This window comes from Legionellales bacterium, assembly GCA_026125385.1.
In the GTDB taxonomy this organism is placed as follows: domain Bacteria; phylum Pseudomonadota; class Gammaproteobacteria; order JAHCLG01; family JAHCLG01; genus JAHCLG01.
Genome location: JAHCLG010000009.1, coordinates 22,685 through 39,618, shown reverse-complemented (window position 1 = coordinate 39,618; position 16,934 = coordinate 22,685). Strand labels below are relative to the sequence as shown.

Genomic DNA, 16,934 nt, shown 5'->3' with positions numbered 1-16,934 from the left:
GGTATACAAAATGACATCAACCAGACCTTATCTTATTCGCGCATTTTACGATTGGATTATCGATAATAAATGCACGCCTTATATCGTAATCGATGCCACCAAACCTGGCGCGCAAATTCCTGAAGAATACGTCGACGATGGTAAAATCGTTTTAAATATTTCACAATTAGCCGTGCGCGATTTATCGATCACCAATCGTCTTATCGAATTCAATGCGAAATTTTCTGGCGTGCCCATGCAAGTTTACGCGCCTATTCATTCTGTGGTCGCGATTTATGCGCATGAAAATGGACGCGGCATGGTTTTTTCCGAAGATGATATCGGCGAAGATGAACCACCGCCGCCACCACCTAGCAGTAAAGGCGGCAAACCTAAGCTGACCGTGGTTAAATAGTTTTGGGTGAGCGAGGTCATGATTGTTGAGTTGAAGTTATTTCAATTGCAATAAACTCGCTTGCACCGCTTCACTGGGCGCATAATTATTGGCAATGGTGTTGGCGCGCTTATGACCTACTAACACCCCCATTAACATCCCCTGATACAGCACACCGGCTTTCGCGCCTTTAATTCCACCCAAAAAGGCGCCAGTTAAACCTGTGAGAATAGCCCCAGGACCACTGACACTGCCAATGGCACAACCAATCACAAATCCTGTCACCGCACCGATAATAGTGCCAATTAATACCGATGCCAAAAGATTTAATGCTTGCACAAAGCGTTTTTGAATCGTGGGTTTTGGTGAAAGTAGGTGATGTTGAGTATGAAACTTTTCGATGAGTTTAATTTTTTCGTCAGGAGTTTTACCATTTAAGTCCTTAAGTAATACTGGAGTTTCATTCGCAATATTCACGGCTTTACTTTGGCTAATCTCAGCATAGGTTTTTCCTTGTTGAATTTGATATTCAATGTCGGCGTGTAAGGCTTTTTTTAAATTGACTAGGGCTGAAGATTGAGGGGAGGTAGGCGTTGAGTGAGTTTCAGTATTTGTGTTGGTTTCGTGTTGTGTTTTATTATCAGCATCAGCTTGGAGCTTATTATTGAATTCTGATTGGGTAGCATCACTTTCGCACGCTTCATCTAGCGTATTTAAATAAACCAGAGTTCCTAGTTTGGCAATGGCGGTTTGTAGAGCACGTAATGTTTTTTTGTCTAAGTTAGGCGAGCTAGCAGTTGATGATAGATTTTCTATTAAATTCTTTCTGATTTCATTTCTTTTTTTTGAATTGTTGAGCAAGGAATTAAAGGAATTGTCATCGATGTATAACTCTAAAAGTATTTTTTTATCGCTCTCATTTTGGGATAAATTCCACAGACGTAAAATTTCCATATTATATTCGCCCACCACATCATAACAATCGCGATGAAAGTTGGAGTAGGGGTGAGAAATAGTATATCGAGGTTTGATATTTTTAAGCTTTGCTAATCGTGCATGACGCGTATTAATGCAATTGATGTCTTCATCATTCGCATTCACCGACCATTTTCCGCCGAAGTGGATACCTCGGTTATATTTTGTGGAAAGCATTTGCGTTTTGAAGAGTGAGTGTTCTGATATTTGACGATAGAGCGCCACTTGATTATTAGTGTTAGTTTGCTCCAGATCGTCTTCTGATCCTTGGGGGTTATTTTGCACTGAGTTAAGCGCTTTATCTTTGAGTAATATTCCCAAAGATTTTTCGATTCCGAGTTTAAATAATAAGTGAGCGTAATGTTTTTTAGAAGAATTTTCATGATACCATGCAGTGAATTCAGGAAAATTTGAATTTGTTTTTAAAAATTCTATAATATCCCAACTGAATTTAATTAAGTCTTTATCACAAGCTTCCTTATGGGAAGATAATAATTTTTCTATTTCATGTTTGACGATTATATTGTTGGCCTTATCTTTATTTTCTTCTAAAAAATTTAATATATTAGCAGGGAAATTTTTTTTATAAATTTTTAAATGCTCTCTTTGCTCTTGTACCGCATGATCCCCAGGCAACGCCTCAATTTCCACTCGTGTATTCGCGGCAAAATTGGGAATTAAAACATCAAAATATGCTTTTGGTGAAAACCCTTCTTCAAAAAAAGTTAAATAAGCTTTATCCACAATCGTGCAATCGCTTAAATCTTTTACCTGATTCGCCAGCACTAAGGCATCGGGTAGGGCGGTGGTGATGGGTAAATTGCCCGGCACCGGATCGCGCAAATCGAGGGTGATTTTGACTTTCTTATTCAATCTTGGATCGGCTTGAATTTTTTTTACTGCTAATAAAGCGGCCAATGCTCCACGCGAATGACCAATTAAATTAACTCGAATTTCATTACTCGTAGTTTGATTTAATTTAATGTTTAAATGCTTAATAAACTCATCCGCTTGTTCCTCCACGCCAAAGCCAAATATTCCTCGAGTGATAGGTGCCGAAACATGGCAGCCATCGATGCCAAATAATTCTGTCCCACTATCTTCAGGAAAATGCTGTTTTAACGCCAAATACGCGTCATCGGGGATGTCGCTGTGTTCCGAAGCTTCAAGACCGGTGCCACAAAAGAAGGCAACAATGTTGTTATTATTTGGCATAGGGAAGTGACCTGTTGAATACGATTTCTCTTTATAATTATAATCTACGCTGACGATCTGTGGGTGAAGCTCGACAATTTCAAGCCACACTCGCGACGTAAATCTTGCCCAAAGTGTATCACAGTTTATTTCCCCAGAGTGCTTGTTTTTCCAGCGGTAAGCTGTTATAAATACGCGACAAATGCATAATTTTTATTAAAAGATAAGGTTTTATACGAATATAACCCTATAAAGTCCGAGCAATTTTTTAAAAAGAGTGGTAAACTCCTCGGCTGGTTTAAGTATTTACAACCTATCATACAATCGGTAAGGTGACACACGCAACTCATCTCGTGAGGAAAGGTAATGGAAATGACATTAGAGAACACAACATCGTCCACAAAATTCGGTAAACCTTTTTGGGTGGTATGGGCAGTCGAGTTGTGGGAACGTTTTGGTTTTTATGGCGTTCAAGCAATCATTACACTTTTTTTTGTGAAATCCCTAGGATACACCGAAGCGCAAAGTTTTTATGTGTTCGGATCATTCAGCGCCTTGGCTTATGGTTTTGTTTGGTTAGGCGGTTGGATTGGCGATAAATATCTGGGCGCCAGAAGAACTTTAGTTATTGGTGCGATTGTGCTAATGCTATCGTATGTCTTGCTCGCGCTTTCGAATTCTCACACGATTTTTTATGCGTTATCAGGAATTATCGTGGGTAATTCTTTATTTAAAGCTAATCCCAGCTCCATTATTTCTAAAATGTTTGCCAAAGATGCGCGCGCGCTCGATGCGGCGATGACGTATTATTACATGGCAGTCAACGTAGGTTCCATGATCTCCATGTCGATAACACCGATTGTGGCCGAAAATTATGGTTGGTCGAGTGCATTTTGGATTTGTGCGGCAGGTTTATTTTTAGGCTTAGGCAATTTTTTTGTTTCTTATAAAGCCCTAGATCCTTATAACACTGAGGTTGAAAATCGTCCGCTGAATAAGTTTAGATTAGGTGTAGTGATTATTGGCAGTATTGCTGCCGCTGTTATCATAGCACCGCTATTGCAATTCACGAATATTTGTAATGCCATCGTTTACACGGTGGTGACGTTAGCCTTTTTATACTATTTAAAAATTACGTTTTCGATGCAAGGAATAGTTCGTAAACGCATGATTGTTTCCTTTATCCTCATGTTGCAAGGCATTTTATTTTACGTCCTCTATAATCAAATGCCGACCTCGCTCACTTTTTTTGCGCTCCATAATGTGAATAATCAATTTTTTCATTGGCACATTCCCGCTGCAGAATATCAAGTCTTAAATCCGATTATCATCGTGATCATGTCCCCCATTTTAGCTTGGTGGTATCAAGCACAAGCCTCTACTCACGTTACTAAATTCTGTATTGGCATGACGCTTTGCGCCGGAGCATTTTTAGTGTTGGCGATCCCTAATATTTACAGCACCACCGGACTCATTTCTCCTAACTGGATGGTATTAACCTATTTCCTACAATCCACCGGCGAACTATTAATTTCAGGGTTAGGTTTAGCCATGGTTGCGCAATTGTGCCCAGAATACATGAGTGGTTTTGTGATGGGGATGTGGTGGTTAACCAATATGTTAGCAGGCCCCTTAGGTGCTTGGGTTGGCGCACTTACTGCCCCCACGGATATTTCCGCCATTCCTTCAGCATTAAGCAGTTTGCATGTTTACAGCCATGTATTTTTGGAAGTTGGCTGTGTGACGGCGGCGGTCTCTTTATTAATGTGGATGATGAGACCCACCTTAAACAAGCTTATTAATTAATGAAAACTGAAAAAGTTGAATTAGGGATTATCCAATTAGTCGGTTTAAGTGTTCGAACGAATAATCAAAACGAACTCGATCCTAAAACCGCTAAAATTGGCAAATTGATCCAACATTATTGGGAAAATCAATGCGCGGATCGCATTCAGCATCGCATTTCTCCCGGTGTTACCTATTCGGTCTACACCGACTATGCCAGCGATGAACACGGCGATTATACGTATTTTTTTGGAGAAGCCGTGGATTCTTTCACCGATCAAACTCTTTCTCAATTGAATACTTTAATAATTCCCGCCTCTCACTATCAAAAAATCACCACACAGCCAGGGAAAATGCCTGAAATAGTGATTACTATTTGGCAATCCATCTGGAAAATGTCCGAACAAGAACTCGGCGGCAAACGCCGCTATCAAGCCGATTTTGAAATTTACGATGAAAAAGCCGCAGACTTAAATCATGCAATCGTAGATATTTATGTGGGTGTGGTTGAATAAGCCCTAGAAAAATAAAATTGCTAAAAAATATGGTCTAAGTGATGGCGCAACACTTTCTAAATGGTTACGTAGTTTAAATTTTATTCGTAATGTTTCAGCTCATCACAGTCGTTTGTGGAATATCAATATATTGGAGATTTCACCGTGTCCAGCAACTTGGCCAGAGATGAAAAATAAGCGACCTTTTATGTATTTCGCTATGATGGCGCATTTGCTAAATGTAATTTGTCCTAACTCAAGTTGGATACGGAGAGGGGTAGAATTACTACGTAATTATCCGCTTTCCCGAAACAGTATATTAACGCTGGAGGACTTTGGAATTTGTGAAAACTGGGATCAATGGCTGCTTCAGAGGCAAAAATGAGAACTGACGCGTACACAAGTGCAGAGGCGTCAGTCATATTAATAATAAGTTTAGGACTGAGACAGAGTTTTGTCAATGCTATTTTTGAAACGGATGAAGACCGCAGTTATTTTTTGATTCGGTTACCAATACATGTTGGATTTGACGCTGACACCGTGATAACCGAACAAGTTACCCCCGAAGTCAAAAAGCTATTAACAATATTGCAAGGTGAGATGAGTCGAGCAGAGTTAATGGTGGCGCTGGGTTTGAAAGATGAAAAGCACTTTAGAGAATACTATCAACAAACTGCTATTTTATAAAAAATATTCAAGGTATTTAATATGTTGCAATTTTTAAAACGGCATTGCTTTTTAATCGTTATGATGACGATATTTTTTTGCGTTTCTGTATTTGCTAATACCCCAGTCATAACCTTAACAGCAACGCAAAAAAAATTTGAGAGGCTTGAAAAACGTTTGGATGGAAAAATCGGGGTTTATGCTATCGATACCAATACTAATCACATTGTTGCTTATCGAGAAAATGAGTATTTTCCTGTGCAAAGCACGGCAAAATTAATGGTGGTGGCTGCATTATTAAAACACAGCGAAAAATTTAAAAATCTATTAGATCAAAAAGTCATTTATTCAGCAAACGATTTAATGGCTTTTTCTCCAGTATCAAAAAAATATCTCAAACAGGGACTTTCGTTGCAAGCGCTCGCAGCAGCTGCCATGATTTATAGTGATAATACCGCAGCGAATCTTATTACCAAAAAGCTAGGTGGCCCCAAAGAGGTAACTGCTTTTGCTCATGCTATTGGTAATCTCTCTTTTGATATGGCGCATTACGAAGGCAGTTTAAATTCAAATCCCAATCATCATGAAGACGCTGCTACGCCTAAAGATATGGCGCTAACATTACAAAAATTAACATTGGGTGATGTTTTAACAGTGCATTTACGAACACAGCTCATGGCGTGGATGAGAAATAATACCACCAGCTATCGGCGAATACGTCAAGCAACACCACTGGGATGGAATGTTGCCGATAAAACAGGTTCGGGTAGTTACGGCGTTGCTAATGATCTGGGTATTTTGTGGTCGCCACTGTGTAAACCTATCGTATTAGCCATTTATACAGTACGAAACCATCATGATGAAAAATACCGAGATGATATTGTGGCTTCTATAACTCATTTTGTGTTAAATGAATTTTCAAAACAAGACCTTTGCTTTCAAGAAAATGCAACGGCTTGAAAAATAAATTTCATCATGAAATGCTAGTATCTTTAGCTAATGATAGCCCAATTATGATCGAAATTATCATCGATTTTCGTGAGAAAAATAATCAGATTGTTGAGTATCTGGAAAATGATATCCATATTAATCTGCGTTTTGAATTTCTCCCTCTGGGAGATTATCAATTTTTAGATACTATTCTTTTCGAACGTAAAACGTTGCGAGATTACGCGCAATCGATTATTGATGGACGACTTTTTAGCCAAGCACAACGTTTGGCACAATCCAAAAAACGAGGCATTTTTATTATTGAGGGCAGTGCATCACAACTTAATGAAATTGGTGTCAGTCGCGAAGCCATGCAAGGCGCCTTAATTAGTGTGAGTGTTATTTTGGGTATTCCCGTTTTGCGCAGTCAAACGCCACTTGAAACCGCAAAATTAATGCTCTATACCGCCAAACAAGCTCATTCCATTTCGAATCTTGCTTACGCCAGCAAAGTGCGTCGCCCGAAAGGCAAGAAAAAATTACAACTCCATATTTTACAATCGTTACCGAGCATCGGTCCTAAACGCGCGGAGCAATTATTAGCATCGTTTGGTTCTGTGGAAAACGTCATCACAGCAAGTATTGAGGATTTGCAATTAATGGCCGGTATCGGAAAAAAAACAGCGGAAAAAATTCAGTGGGCGGTTAAATAGACTTAAGGTAGTTTTAGAATTCAATTTAAGTGCGCACCTCTTGTTTTAAATCGTAGCTTATATATACTGTATATCGATATAGGTAGTAATGGTTATTTTTGATGGACTGCAAATGGTTTTACGCGCACATGAGTTTTCTGTGCGTGCCATAAATCCCAGTGCAACTGTAACATTAACCAATATTCAGGTGTTGTGCCAAGCGACTCCGCAAGAGATAATGCAGAGTCGGCGGTGATGCCGCGGTGTAAATTAATAATTTCATTCAGTCTGGCGTAACTCCAACCTAAATGCAGTGCGAGTTGTCTTTGTGAAATTCCCAATGGCTCCAAAAAATTTTTTAATAAAATTTCACCAGGATGAAGGGGAGTTTTCATAAAATAATTCCTTCGTTAGTTTTGCTATTAAATACATAGTGTATTGTATTCAGGATTTAAATACTATGATAGCCATTATTGAATCTTATAAAGCAGGATTACTGCAGTCCAAATATTTTTTACCTAATTTAATTGCCGGTATAATTGTAGGAATAGTGGCATTACCGCTAGCAATGGCATTTGCGATTGCTTCTGGAGTGCGGCCAGAGCAAGGTCTTTATACGGCAATTGTGGCGGGATTATGTGTGGGAATTTTTGGTGGTAGCCAAGTGCAAATTGCTGGACCCACGGGAGCGTTTATTGTCATTTTAGCTAATATTACCGCTCAGTATGGAGTGAGTGGGTTACAAATTGCAACGCTTATAGCGGGTTTTATTTTAATCGTGATGGGATGTTTAAAATTAGGCAATATTATTAAATTTATCCCAGATCCAGTTATTATTGGTTTTACCAGCGGCATTGGTGTGATTATTTTTGTTGGAGAATGGAAAGATTTTTTTGGTTTAACTGTTCACCTTCCACTCAATGCGCATTTTCATCAAAAATTAATTGGCTTATTACAAGCGTTACCACATTTAAATATTGTCACCACGCTCTTGGGATTATTAAGCATTCTATTAACCATCCTCACACCAAAACTTTTTAAACGACTACCAGGACCTTTGCTAGCTATGTTAGTAGTGACTGGAATACAATACTATTTTCATTTTTCAACTGTGGCGACTTTAGGTACGACGTTTGGCATTATTCCTCAACATTTACCGAATTTAATTATTCCACCAATTACGCTGACTCACACTTTTCAATTAATTGGACCTGCTTTTACCATTGCACTCTTGGGGGCGATTGAATCGCTATTATCTGCAACAGCAGCAGATACTATGGCGAATACACGCCACGATTCTAATCAGGAATTAATTGGACAAGGCATTGCAAATATTTTTTCACCCTTATTCGGCGGATTTGCGGCAACTGGCGCGATTGCTAGAACGGCTACGAATGTGCGAAATGGAGGTAATAGTCCCATTGCTGCTATAACTCATTCAGTGTTTCTAATTCTGACATTAATTTTATTAGCGCCATTAGCGAGTAATATTCCTTTATGTTGTCTTGCTGCTATTTTATTTGTGGTCGCATATAATATGAGTGATATTCCGCGGATCACTTTCCTAATTAAGAAAGCACCACATTATGATCTTATGGTGTTAGGCACTACTTTTATCTTAACAATTTTTACAGATTTAGTGATTGCGGTGAATGTTGGTGTGATTTTAGCCATGTTATTATTTGTGCGTCGTGTTTATCAAACGGTGAGTGTGGAAGCGCAAGCTTATTCTACTGAGCAATTTAAATCTTCTGTTAATAATTCGCCTCTTTTTCCCACTGATTTATTGATCTATACAATCACCGGCCCTTTATTTTTTGGTGTAGCCAAAAAAATAGAACGTGAGTTAACACTTAAAACCTCTGTTCCTAAAATTGTCATTTTTCGTTTACAAGAAGTTCCATTTATGGATATTACAGGAATGGAAATGTTTTATGAAATAATTAAAAAATATCATCAGCTCAACATAAAGATTTGTATCTGTGAGGCAAATCCTAAGGTCAGTGCAAAATTAAACAGAATGGATCTGTTACCCTTTTTAACCAAACAAAGTATTTTTCCCACGTTAGCAGATAGTTTAAAAGAGTTATCCATTTCTCTTGAAGAATTGGTAGAGCACTATGATAAATAGAATAATTGAACTGGTACCACCGAACTCGGAGTGGATCACCCAATTTAAGCTGGAAGCCGCAACGTTACATAATAGTGTAGCCAATCATTGTCTCGCGCTTCATCATATCGGCAGTACGGCCATCCCTGATATTTACGCCAAGCCTGTGATTGATCTCTTAGCGATTGTGAAAGATTTATCAGCGATTGATAAGCTCAATTCAGTGTTTGAAAACTTAGGTTATGAGTGCCGAGGTGAATTTGGCATTCCTGGTAGACGATTTTATCTTAAAAATAAAATAGTACGAACACATCATCTTCATCTATTTGAGCAAGGACACCCAGAAATTAATCGGCATTTAGCATTCCGAGATTATTTGCGATCGCATCCGAATGAAGCTAAAGCCTATTCATGGATTAAACGTTGCCTCGCTGAGCAATTTCCGCTGGATATTGATTTTTATAATCAAGGCAAAGAATCTTTTATTCGTACTATCGATTATCGCACAGGTAATGCAAAATCAGATCAACTACAAGCTCACGATCAAATTATATTAGAGCCTTATGATCCCAATTGGAAAAAATTAGCCGTTGCTGAAATTAATGCCATTAAACAGGTTATTCAATTACCGTATTTAGCCCTAGAGCATATAGGCAGCACCGCTGTAACAGGATTAAGTGCGAAACCGATTATTGATATTGTTATTGCGCTAGAAAATAATCACGAATTCAGCCATTGGACTGAATCCTTACAAGCGATGGGTTATGTAGATTGGCCTGATAATCCCGATAAAACCCACGCGCGCTTTTTTAAAGGCATGCCACCGTTTGGTATCAAGCGATCACATCATCTTCATATTATGACGATGGGTAATGAATTCAAACATTATGTGGCGTTTAGAGATTTGCTTAATCAAAATGCCCGTTTACGTGAGCAATATAGTAAACTCAAAGAAACATTGGCCGATCGTTATAAAAATGATCGTGAAGCATATACCACAGCTAAAGCTCAGTTTATCCAAATGGTTTTGAAAAAAAACAACACGACTTGACGGTGCCTCATGTTTAAGGTAAAACACATCCTATTGATAATAGCAATTTATTGAGAACTATTTTGAAACAATTAACCACGATTCAAGCAGGCGTTAATGTATCAACCCAACAACTATCATCTGCTCAAAAAAAGTTTAACCGTCTCACCAAAGGTATTCAACGTACTAAAGAACAGTTACAAGATTGGTTAAAAATTGATGATGAAGTGAAAAAATTTTATGCGAGTCGAATTTTACCGTTATCCAAAGAAGTCAGTGAACTACGTTTAAAGCTATTAATTCAACTGGATAAATGGTACCAACATAAATCCCTGACCACGATCCAAAATCAAAAGTTGTACTCTCTCATTCAGGAATTATCTCATTACTGTGTCAATAATGATGAAAGCGAGGAAGCAAAACGAATTTACAATTTTTATCATAATGAAAATTTTGATGATAATAAAAAAGAACATTATGCTCAGCTTCAAGCTGAGATAGAAGAAGTGCTAGATGTCGATTTAGGTGATCAATTTGATTTTAATTCCGAATCATCAATTGATGAATTTATCGCCATGCTAAAACAACAAGCCGAGAAACAACAATCTGAAGAGCCTGCGCAAAAAGCCAAGAAAAAACCAAGTAAAGCAGAAAAAAAACAAGCGGAACAAGCTGCCGTGGAAAGCCAATCGATAAAAACGATATTTCGGCAACTTACCAAAGTACTTCATCCCGATAGAGAAATGGACGAGCAAGAAAAACAACGCAAAAGTGAACTCATGCAACAAGCGAATATTGCCTACAAAAAACAAGATTTACTATCACTCTTAGAGTTGCAAATTACTATAGAGCAAACCAATCAATCTGACATTGATGCTATATCAGATAATCACTTGCAATCCTACAACCGCGTATTGCAACGACAATTAAATACACTTCAAGAAGAAGTTTACTGCATTCAACAACAAATTAATTTCCATTTTAATATTCCGCCTTATTACCGCGAGCCACAACAAATAGAATGGTTTATGCGAGAACAGCAGGTTGAGTTAACTCAAATAAAAAATACTATCAGTAAAGATTTGGCAACATTTTCGGACATCAAAGCCTTAAAACTCTGGCTCAACCGGCAAAGCAAAAGAAGTTCCTTATCGAAACATCATGCCAAGAATTTAAATGAGGTATTGGCTGAATTATTTGAATATTAACGTTTCAATAATTGATGCTCTCATGTTAGGGAGGTTTGACCCATTGAAGTAACCCTTTTTGGGGCGCCAAGGCATTCGACAGGCTTGACATTGCTTATCCGTTAACTCTGCAACATGCAGGAAAAACCAGTCATCAGCGCATCATGAAGGCTAATATTTATCTTCGTCGGTTGACGCCACTCGGTTATGCTTCGAAATGGTTTTGATACCGCCTCTCGTAGGCTACTAAAACTTAAGTGAAGCAAAAAGCACTATTTCTTCGTATTTGGTTGATTCAAAACAATGTAAACTGTGTTTTTAGCATTAATTAACTAACGGTCAATGACATGGAGCCCACATGAAAACCAACCTAGCCATTTTTGAAGATTACCAAATCCGTCGTATTTATGATGAAGAAACAGAAACCTGGTTTTTCTCAGTTGTTGATATTATTCAAGCGTTGACTCAGCAGCCGGATTATCAAGCTGCCAGAAATTATTGGAAGGTATTGAAAAATCGACTTAAAAAAGAAGGTAGTGAGTCGGTTACAAAATGTAACCGACTGAAATTAGAGGCTGCGGATGGCAAAAAATATCTTACCGATGTGGCAAGTGCTGAAACATTATTACGTTTAGTGCAATCAGTCCCCAGTCCTAAAGCTGAACCCATTAAATTATGGCTAGCAAAAGTCGGTTATGAACGCATGCAAGAAATGGCTGATCCCGCGTTATCACTTAATCGCGCTCGCGAAACATGGCAGAAACATGGGCGCAGTGAGAAGTGGATCCAACAACGCATGATGGGGCAAGAAACCCGCAACAAATTAACCGACTATTGGAAGGATCATGATATTAAAGAAGGTGAAGAGTTCGCGATCCTGACGAATATTATCCATCAAGAATGGTCAGGCATTAGTGTTAAAGATCATAAAAAATTGAAAGGATTGCAAACTCAAAATTTACGTGATCATATGAGCGAAGCAGAATTAATTTTCACTGCACTCGCTGAACTTTCAACACGCCAGATTGCAGAAAGCACTGAAGCCACAGGAATGGAAGAGAATAAAATTGCTAGCAAAAAAGGCGGTAATATTGCTAAGAAAGCAAGAGTAGAGTTAGAAAATAAAACGAAAAAGAAAGTGGTCTCAGCAGAAAATTATTTACCATCTTTGCCCAAGGGAAAAAAAGATAAATGATAAGTTGATGGCGTGTAATTTAAACGGTGTTGCCTCGTTAAAGCTCCTCAGTTAAGTATTTCAATAGACACACCTTTGTATTTTTAACTCGGCGCCTCGCCTAAAATCCAATTGTTTTGAGTATACATGGTTGTGTTGGGCTAACTTTGGATTTAAAGGATATCGACGAATCCTTATAATTGACGCTTATTCTTTCGAGAGCTGAATTTGGGGTTTTTGTATTATTATGCCGGTTATAGCGCCTTGGGAGATGGATGCAAAAGCATTTTTAACCACTTGTCAGCAAATGAATTTGCTTGCCGCACTGGAAAGTTCACGATATGCTAATTTTTATTATTAATCAATTTGTTACATCTTTATAATAGAAGTGTTCCTATGTAAATCGTTCGCGGTTCGCAAATTGAGAACGTTCTGTGTTCGCGAACTTAGATCAATTGTGCTAAGCTTAAGTTAATATTATAGAGGTACCGTATTATGCTTAAACCCCAAGACTGTGTGGTATTCATAAAACTTTTGGCCAATCCAGACGTTCATTGGTCACAGCGCCAATTGGCTGAAGCATTAAGTATTAGTTTGTCGGAAATAAACGGCGGTATTAAGCGGTTAGAAGAAGCGAGCTTATTAAGAAAAAATAAACAAGGACAGCTTTTTCCAAATATCAATGCAGCGGAAGAATTTTTAATTAGCGGTATTAAATTTTTCTTTCCAGGAAAACTAGGAGAATATACGCGAGGTACTCCCACAGCAGTCGCTGCTCCAATATTTCAAGGTAAAATTGTGTTGGGAAATGATCCAATTCCCGTGTGGCCTGATCCACTAGGAGAACACAGAGGTGTAGCGCTCAAGCCTATCCATCCAGCAGTAACAAAAGCAATTCGAGAACATCCAGATCAATCTTTTTATGAATTGTTAGTTTTAGTCGATGCTATTAGAGCAGGACGAGCACGAGAACGTAATTTAGCTACCGTACTTTTAAAGGAAAAATTGGCACATGCAAAATAAATCATCTGCTATATCTTCTAATATTAAAACCCTCGAACTTATAGCAATAAGACTAGGTGAAATATGTAAAGAAGTCGTTTTTGTAGGAGGTTGTACTACGGGTCTTTTAATCACCGATAAAGCAGTTCCTGATGTTCGATATACAATAGACGTAGATTGTATCGTGGATGTTATTTCTTTAAGTCAGTATCATCAATTAGAAAAGAAATTAACTTCGAGGGGATTTAAAAAATCTTTAATGGAAGATGTGATATGCCGTTGGTTTTACGATGAACTAATTTTGGATATAATGCCGACAGATGAAAAAATTTTGGGATTTGGCAATCAGTGGTATAAAGAAGCAATCACGGCATCAGCTATTCATCATTTGACAGGCAATATGACTATAAGGATCATTACTGCACCTTATTTTCTTGCAACTAAGTTTGAAGCCTTTAAAACAAGAGGAAAAATGGATTTTTATGCTAGCCATGATTTTGAGGATATTATTTCCATTTTAGATGGACGCACTGAAATAGTAGATGAGATTCTCGCTTCTGATGAAAAGTTAAAAAATTATTTAATTATGATATTGAGCGAGATCAGTGATAATCGTGCATTTCATGGGGCAATTCCAGGGCATTTTGTACAATATGGTGGTTTAGCGGATTCACGAATTGAAATACTCGAACAGAAACTTAAAGATATCATTAAAGAGCACAAATGAAACTAACTTGGTTAACAGACATTCATCTCAATTTTTTGGATAAGCAAAAAAGGAATAATTTTTATTTGACAATTACTCATGAAGATAGTGATGCTGTATTGATCAGTGGTGATATTGCTGAAGCACCCTCTATAAGTTTTCTACTCAAAGAGATGAGTGTTGCGCTCAATAAACCAATCTATTTTGTATTAGGCAATCACGATTATTATCACGGCCAAGTAGATGAAGTGCGTCAAGAGATGGTAGAGCTGACACAGGCAGAAAAATTACTCTATTGGTTACCCGCAGTTGGCATGCAAGTATTAACCACGAATATAATACTAGTGGGTCATGACGGTTGGGCTGATGCGCGTTATGGTGATTATGCCAATAGCAGAATAGTATTAAATGATAGCCATTTAATCGCTGATTTATTTCAGGCTAAAATTATTGGGAAATTTCAGTTGCTTAATAAAATGCAGCAGCTTGCAGAGAGGGATGCATTGCAATTACAAGAAAATTTATTATTGGCACTCAAGCAGCACCCAAAAAATATTATCGTGTTAACTCATGTGCCACCATTTAAAGAAACTTGTTTGCATCAAGGAAAAGTTAGTGATGCTAATTGGCTTCCTTATTTTGGATCAAAAGTTATGGGAGATTTGTTGCTGCGAGTAGCTAAGGATAATCCTGCAGTAGAGTTTTTAGTCTTGTGTGGTCACACACATAGTGCTGCGCATTATCAGCCATTAGTTAATTTACTCGTTAAAGCTGGTAACGCTGAATATTATCAGCCAGGGCTGCAGGAGTTAATAAACATTTAAAAATCCAGTTAGGGCATGTTGACAATTCTACTCTGCTGGCCGTATCTTGCTGATTTTTTGTGCTCCGCTGCTCATTTACTTCGTGTAAACTGCGTGCTCCGGTGCTCAAAAATCGACACTTTCTGACTCAAGCTTGGAGATTTTGAACAGGCTCTAAGGGGTTTTGGACATTTTGGGATTTCATTGGAAGTTCAAATGGTGGAGGCGGCGGGAGTTGAACCCGCGTCCGCAAACCCTCCGCCCGCAGATCTACATGTTTGTCCCTATCAATTGCTTTTAATAACCACTGTTCTCGATGGGCAGAGATGAATGGTTACGAGTCTTAAAGGTTTAACTTAATTGGGCAAGACAACCAATCAAGCGAGTTTGTGAGAAATGACCCCTGCTTTACACCCACAAACAAGTGTAGGCAAAGGGACGGGCCTTTTTTGTCGGCCAGAAAGAGTGGTTAACTCCGACTGCGATTAGGCAGCTAGAGCAACTTCTCCTTGTGCGTCATCATAGTTTACATCGTTTGCAACTATAAATTTGTAACTGGTTTTACGAGGGAAGTTACATCCTCGACATGCACCTTGGGTTTTGCAATCCGCGTCGAAGCCAAATCGCCCCCATATTCAAGTTTAGCAGAGAAGTATATCATAATTTTGGGAGAAAGGTATTTTTTTTCTGTGCAATGTCGGGTATACTTCAGCATGAATTGAGTTGAATATTTAATCAATAATAACAAATAGGAACCTTGTAATGTCTAATAATACTCATAATAACCAAACAGATAACCAAACAGATAACCAAACAGATAACCAAACAGATAACCAAACAGATACTCATTCAGTTTTGTTCGCTCGGTTAAATTTTCCTCAGTATAGTAATGACTTACCAAATAATGATCTGGATACTATATCTCGGCTAGACCCAATAGGTTTTGCTACACTAGAACAAGATTATCTATCCTATGCTCTAACTATACTAAGAAACTTAAATTATATACATGCTACTTCAAACGATCTCCCAACTCGCCAACATTTAATTTCGCAGTTCAATTCTTCTCCGCCTATTAATCCAATATATATTGGGTCGAATACTACACCTCAAATAAACACAATGAGTAGTCTGAATAATGATGAAGATAATAGCATTGAATCTGTTAATACAATAGAAGTGGTAAATGCTGAGCATATGGGTTCATCAAATCAATCCTCTGAACAAACTGATGATGATTACAAATCCGCTGAAGGAAAAAGAAATAAATTTCAAAATTAGCCTAGAATTTAATACCGACTCCGCATTAAACGCTCTTTATCGCGATTCCAATCGCGTTCTTTTTCGGTGGCGCGTTTATCGTAAAGTTTTTTACCTTTAGCCAGGGCAATATTTGCTTTGACTTGTTGCTTTTTCCAATATAACGATAACACCAGCAACGTATAGCCTTTACGTTCGACAGCGCCAATAAGTTTATCGATTTCAGCCCGTTGCAATAATAATTTGCGGGTGCGCGTGGGATCGGTTTCGACGTGGGTGGAGGCGGAGTTAAGCGGGGTGATGTGCGAGCCAAGCAGCCACAATTCACCGTCGCGAATTAACACGTAACTGTCGGTGAGTTGCACGCGGCCTGCGCGCAAACTTTTCACTTCCCAGCCGCGTAATACCACGCCTGCTTCAAATTGTTGTTCAATAAAATAATCGTGACGCGCTTTTTTATTGAGCGCGATAGTTTTATTGTCATCTGGGGTGAATTTATGTTTACTCATAGCGCACGAATTATATACCGATTAGGCTTAAAGATGCGAAATAA

The 16,934-nt window shown here is 38.3% G+C and carries 18 protein-coding genes and 1 other RNA gene; 15 read left to right on the top strand and 4 right to left on the bottom strand.

The annotated features are described in order from the left end of the window. Positions 1 to 10 precede the first annotated feature (10 nt). A complete protein-coding gene (locus KIT27_05165) occupies positions 11 to 394 on the top strand; it encodes a ClpXP protease specificity-enhancing factor (protein MCW5589037.1) in 384 nt (127 codons plus the stop codon). A 36-nt stretch (positions 395 to 430) separates the two neighbouring features. Here KIT27_05165 and KIT27_05160 read toward each other — a convergent pair whose 3' ends face one another. After that, complete coding sequence (locus KIT27_05160) at positions 431 to 2,563, bottom strand: hypothetical protein (GenBank protein ID MCW5589036.1); 2,133 nt, start codon at positions 2,561 to 2,563, stop codon at positions 431 to 433. A 345-nt stretch (positions 2,564 to 2,908) separates the two neighbouring features. On the opposite strand from KIT27_05160, the gene KIT27_05155 reads away from it, so the two are divergent. Genes KIT27_05155 through KIT27_05130 form a run of 6 tightly spaced genes read left to right on the top strand, consistent with a single transcriptional unit; the run spans position 2,909 to position 7,130 of the window. Continuing rightward, entirely contained in the window at positions 2,909 to 4,348 is a 1,440-nt protein-coding gene (locus KIT27_05155; protein MCW5589035.1) for an oligopeptide:H+ symporter, read from the top strand. After that, positions 4,348 to 4,842 (top strand): GyrI-like domain-containing protein, encoded by a 495-nt coding sequence (locus KIT27_05150; GenBank protein ID MCW5589034.1) that lies wholly within the window; start codon positions 4,348 to 4,350, stop codon positions 4,840 to 4,842. The genes KIT27_05155 and KIT27_05150 overlap by 1 nt, the downstream gene beginning before the upstream one ends. A gap of 16 nt (positions 4,843 to 4,858) precedes the next feature. Next, positions 4,859 to 5,206, top strand: coding sequence for an Abi family protein (locus KIT27_05145; GenBank protein ID MCW5589033.1), 348 nt, complete (start codon positions 4,859 to 4,861; stop codon positions 5,204 to 5,206). After that, the gene (locus KIT27_05140) at positions 5,182 to 5,508 is read left to right on the top strand and encodes a hypothetical protein (protein MCW5589032.1); all 327 of its coding nucleotides are present in this window, start codon (positions 5,182 to 5,184) and stop codon (positions 5,506 to 5,508) included. Before KIT27_05145 ends, KIT27_05140 begins: the two co-directional genes overlap by 25 nt. Before the next feature lie 21 nt (positions 5,509 to 5,529). Then, positions 5,530 to 6,447: a class A beta-lactamase gene (gene bla / locus KIT27_05135; GenBank protein ID MCW5589031.1), complete on the top strand. Its 918-nt coding sequence runs from the start codon at positions 5,530 to 5,532 to the stop codon at positions 6,445 to 6,447. Beyond that, positions 6,444 to 7,130: a hypothetical protein gene (locus KIT27_05130; GenBank protein ID MCW5589030.1), complete on the top strand. Its 687-nt coding sequence runs from the start codon at positions 6,444 to 6,446 to the stop codon at positions 7,128 to 7,130. The genes bla and KIT27_05130 overlap by 4 nt, the downstream gene beginning before the upstream one ends. A gap of 92 nt (positions 7,131 to 7,222) precedes the next feature. Here KIT27_05130 and KIT27_05125 read toward each other — a convergent pair whose 3' ends face one another. After that, entirely contained in the window at positions 7,223 to 7,504 is a 282-nt protein-coding gene (locus tag KIT27_05125; protein MCW5589029.1) for a HigA family addiction module antidote protein, read from the bottom strand. 65 nt (positions 7,505 to 7,569) lie between these two features. Between KIT27_05125 and KIT27_05120 the strand changes: the two genes are divergently transcribed. The 7 genes from KIT27_05120 to KIT27_05090 all read left to right on the top strand — a co-directional run bounded on the left by KIT27_05120 (position 7,570) and on the right by KIT27_05090 (position 15,142). Further along, on the top strand, positions 7,570 to 9,240 hold the full coding sequence (locus KIT27_05120; GenBank protein MCW5589028.1) for an STAS domain-containing protein: 1,671 nt from the start codon (positions 7,570 to 7,572) through the stop codon (positions 9,238 to 9,240). Next, the gene (locus KIT27_05115; protein MCW5589027.1) at positions 9,230 to 10,270 is read left to right on the top strand and encodes a GrpB family protein; all 1,041 of its coding nucleotides are present in this window, start codon (positions 9,230 to 9,232) and stop codon (positions 10,268 to 10,270) included. The genes KIT27_05120 and KIT27_05115 overlap by 11 nt, the downstream gene beginning before the upstream one ends. Before the next feature lie 62 nt (positions 10,271 to 10,332). Continuing rightward, positions 10,333 to 11,457: a hypothetical protein gene (locus KIT27_05110; GenBank protein ID MCW5589026.1), complete on the top strand. Its 1,125-nt coding sequence runs from the start codon at positions 10,333 to 10,335 to the stop codon at positions 11,455 to 11,457. Positions 11,458 to 11,794: 337 nt separating this feature from the next. Next, positions 11,795 to 12,631: a hypothetical protein gene (locus KIT27_05105; GenBank protein ID MCW5589025.1), complete on the top strand. Its 837-nt coding sequence runs from the start codon at positions 11,795 to 11,797 to the stop codon at positions 12,629 to 12,631. A 474-nt stretch (positions 12,632 to 13,105) separates the two neighbouring features. Continuing rightward, positions 13,106 to 13,633, top strand: coding sequence for a hypothetical protein (locus KIT27_05100; protein MCW5589024.1), 528 nt, complete (start codon positions 13,106 to 13,108; stop codon positions 13,631 to 13,633). Then, the gene (locus KIT27_05095) at positions 13,623 to 14,339 is read left to right on the top strand and encodes a hypothetical protein (protein MCW5589023.1); all 717 of its coding nucleotides are present in this window, start codon (positions 13,623 to 13,625) and stop codon (positions 14,337 to 14,339) included. Before KIT27_05100 ends, KIT27_05095 begins: the two co-directional genes overlap by 11 nt. Then, positions 14,336 to 15,142, top strand: a complete 807-nt coding sequence (locus tag KIT27_05090) for a metallophosphoesterase (protein MCW5589022.1) — start codon at positions 14,336 to 14,338, stop codon at positions 15,140 to 15,142. Before KIT27_05095 ends, KIT27_05090 begins: the two co-directional genes overlap by 4 nt. 196 nt (positions 15,143 to 15,338) lie before the next feature. Here the strand turns inward: KIT27_05090 and ssrA are convergent. Next, positions 15,339 to 15,752, bottom strand: a transfer-messenger RNA (tmRNA) gene (gene ssrA / locus KIT27_05085). 131 nt (positions 15,753 to 15,883) lie between these two features. Here ssrA and KIT27_05080 point away from each other — a divergent pair. Continuing rightward, positions 15,884 to 16,402 carry a hypothetical protein gene (locus KIT27_05080; GenBank protein MCW5589021.1) on the top strand — a complete coding sequence of 173 codons (519 nt, stop codon included), beginning with the start codon at positions 15,884 to 15,886 and terminating at the stop codon, positions 16,400 to 16,402. 8 nt (positions 16,403 to 16,410) lie between these two features. Here the strand turns inward: KIT27_05080 and smpB are convergent, their stop codons facing one another. Further along, the gene (gene smpB, locus KIT27_05075) at positions 16,411 to 16,890 is read right to left on the bottom strand and encodes an SsrA-binding protein SmpB (protein ID MCW5589020.1); all 480 of its coding nucleotides are present in this window, start codon (positions 16,888 to 16,890) and stop codon (positions 16,411 to 16,413) included. Between the last annotated feature and the right edge of the window lie 44 nt (positions 16,891 to 16,934).

Bases quoted from the DNA above. Each gene is read 5' to 3' on its own strand.
- KIT27_05165 (MCW5589037.1), top strand. From the start codon at position 11: ATGACATCAACCAGACCTTATCTTATTCGCGCATTTTACGATTGGATT.
- KIT27_05160 (MCW5589036.1), bottom strand. From the start codon at position 2,563: ATGCCAAATAATAACAACATTGTTGCCTTCTTTTGTGGCACCGGTCTT.
- KIT27_05155 (MCW5589035.1), top strand. From the start codon at position 2,909: ATGGAAATGACATTAGAGAACACAACATCGTCCACAAAATTCGGTAAA.
- KIT27_05150 (MCW5589034.1), top strand. From the start codon at position 4,348: ATGAAAACTGAAAAAGTTGAATTAGGGATTATCCAATTAGTCGGTTTA.
- KIT27_05140 (MCW5589032.1), top strand. From the start codon at position 5,182: ATGGCTGCTTCAGAGGCAAAAATGAGAACTGACGCGTACACAAGTGCA.
- bla (MCW5589031.1), top strand. From the start codon at position 5,530: ATGTTGCAATTTTTAAAACGGCATTGCTTTTTAATCGTTATGATGACG.
- KIT27_05125 (MCW5589029.1), bottom strand. From the start codon at position 7,504: ATGAAAACTCCCCTTCATCCTGGTGAAATTTTATTAAAAAATTTTTTG.
- KIT27_05120 (MCW5589028.1), top strand. From the start codon at position 7,570: ATGATAGCCATTATTGAATCTTATAAAGCAGGATTACTGCAGTCCAAA.
- KIT27_05115 (MCW5589027.1), top strand. From the start codon at position 9,230: ATGATAAATAGAATAATTGAACTGGTACCACCGAACTCGGAGTGGATC.
- KIT27_05105 (MCW5589025.1), top strand. From the start codon at position 11,795: ATGAAAACCAACCTAGCCATTTTTGAAGATTACCAAATCCGTCGTATT.
- KIT27_05100 (MCW5589024.1), top strand. From the start codon at position 13,106: ATGCTTAAACCCCAAGACTGTGTGGTATTCATAAAACTTTTGGCCAAT.
- KIT27_05095 (MCW5589023.1), top strand. From the start codon at position 13,623: ATGCAAAATAAATCATCTGCTATATCTTCTAATATTAAAACCCTCGAA.
- KIT27_05090 (MCW5589022.1), top strand. From the start codon at position 14,336: ATGAAACTAACTTGGTTAACAGACATTCATCTCAATTTTTTGGATAAG.
- KIT27_05080 (MCW5589021.1), top strand. From the start codon at position 15,884: ATGTCTAATAATACTCATAATAACCAAACAGATAACCAAACAGATAAC.
- smpB (MCW5589020.1), bottom strand. From the start codon at position 16,890: ATGAGTAAACATAAATTCACCCCAGATGACAATAAAACTATCGCGCTC.